Source organism: Candidatus Deferrimicrobiaceae bacterium (assembly GCA_035256765.1).
In the GTDB taxonomy this organism is placed as follows: Bacteria; Desulfobacterota; Deferrimicrobia; order Deferrimicrobiales; family Deferrimicrobiaceae; genus CSP1-8.
This window is the reverse complement of sequence record DATEXR010000049.1, coordinates 1-1,587: the sequence shown is the minus strand read 5'-3', so window position 1 is coordinate 1,587 and position 1,587 is coordinate 1. Positions and strand designations below refer to the sequence as shown.

The 1,587-nt window shown below is 65.5% G+C and carries 3 protein-coding genes; all 3 read left to right on the top strand.

The genetic code is table 11. The annotated features are described in order from the left end of the window. A partial coding sequence (locus VJ307_01615) for a PfkB family carbohydrate kinase (protein ID HJX72826.1) occupies positions 1-901 on the top strand: 901 nt, incomplete at its 5' end. A gap of 82 nt (positions 902-983) precedes the next feature. After that, positions 984-1,424, top strand: a complete 441-nt coding sequence (locus VJ307_01610; protein HJX72825.1) for a peptide-methionine (R)-S-oxide reductase — start codon at positions 984-986, stop codon at positions 1,422-1,424. Next, entirely contained in the window at positions 1,421-1,552 is a 132-nt protein-coding gene (locus VJ307_01605; GenBank protein HJX72824.1) for a peptide-methionine (R)-S-oxide reductase, read from the top strand. The genes VJ307_01610 and VJ307_01605 overlap by 4 nt, the downstream gene beginning before the upstream one ends. Positions 1,553-1,587: the final 35 nt, after the last annotated feature.

Sequence of the window (1,587 nt, the reverse complement as noted above, 5' to 3'; positions counted from 1 at the left end):
GTTCGACGTCGTCGGAATCGGGCTGAATGCGATCGATTACCTGTGCTGCGTTCCGCGCTACCCCGTGCCGGGGGAGAAGCTCCGGATGACCGGTTTCTCGAGGCAGGGAGGGGGGCAGGTGGCCACCGCCCTCGTGGCGCTCTCGCGGTGGGGCCTTCGGACGATGTACGTGGGGAACGTGGGGGACGACGAGCACGGGCGGCTCTCCCTTTCCCTTCTGCGGGAAGAGGGGGTCGACGTATCCCATGCGAGGACCGTCCCCGGGGCCGTCTCCCAGTTTGCGGTCATCCTCATCCAGGGAGATTCGGGGGAGAGAACGATCCTGTGGGAGAGGGACGCCCGGATCCGGATCCGCCCCGGGGAGATCCCCGGCGAGGAGATCCGGCGGGCCCGCGCCGTGCTCGTCGACGGCCACGATGTCCCGGCTTCCCGGGAATCCGCCCGGGCGGCGATGGAGGCGGGGGTGCCGGTCGTCCTGGACGCCGAAAAGGTCCAGGAGGGGACCGAGGAACTCCTTGGCCTGTGCGACCACATCGTGGCGGCGTCTTCTTTCGTCGAAGCGCTTTTCCCCGGCGCGGCGCCCCCCCATGGAGTCCGGGAAATCCACCGCCGCTATTCGCCGCGCACCGCGACCGTGACCCTGGGGGCCGACGGCGCCGTGGGGTTTGACGGCGGGGATGTCCTCCATGCGCGGGGGATCCGGGTGGCCGCGGCAGACACGACGGGAGCGGGGGACGTCTTTCACGCGGGGTTCCTGTTCGCCCTTCTCGCGGACAGGCCGTTTCCCGAGATTCTTTCCTTCAGCAATGCCGCCGCCGCCCTTTCCTGCAGGAAAGTGGGCGGCAGGGCGAGCATCCCCACCCTCGAGGAGATCGATCGAATCTTTTTCCGATCCTGGTGATCCAATAATTGGATGTCGTCGTCATGCGTGGAACAAGGGGATGGGATCCGGGGCGATACGGGGAACGGGAAGGGGGAAGCGGATGAAGGGTCGGAGGAAGAGTCGAAGGGAGGTTCTGTCCTTGTTGCTGTTCGCCCCCGCCTTCTCCATCCTCGGCGGGGGGATTTTCCTGGCGAGGGGGCCGAAGGAGGCGGCCGGGGAGGAACGGCTCGCGCAACTCAAGGTGTATTCGGTGCAGAAGAAAGGATACGTCATGGTCGACAGGGTGGTGAAATCCGATGCCGAGTGGAAGAAGCAGCTGACCCCGGAGCAGTATCAGATCCTGAGGCGCAAGGGAACGGAGCGGGCGTTCACGGGGAAATACTCGAACACCCATGACAAGGGGACCTACCGGTGCGCCGCCTGCGAGAACGACCTGTTCCTGTCGGACACGATGTTCGATTCGGGGACCGGGTGGCCGAGTTCTACGAGCCGGTCGCGGCGGAGAATATCCGGACGGAGAAGGACAGGAGCTTCTTCATGACGCGGACCGAGGTTCTGTGCGCCCGGTGCGACAGCCATCTCGGGCATGTCTTTTCCGACGGGCCGAAACCGACGGGGCTTCGGTATTGCATCAACTCCGCGGCCCTTGCGTTCGACAAGACCGGCTAGTGCACCGTCTCGTAAATAGCTTGACGCACCGAGAG

What these genes read in the sequence shown, in the direction of transcription:
- VJ307_01605 (HJX72824.1), top strand. Translation starts at nt 1,421, where the DNA reads ATGACGCGGACCGAGGTTCTGTGCGCCCGGTGCGACAGCCATCTCGGG.
- VJ307_01610 (HJX72825.1), top strand. Translation starts at nt 984, where the DNA reads ATGAAGGGTCGGAGGAAGAGTCGAAGGGAGGTTCTGTCCTTGTTGCTG.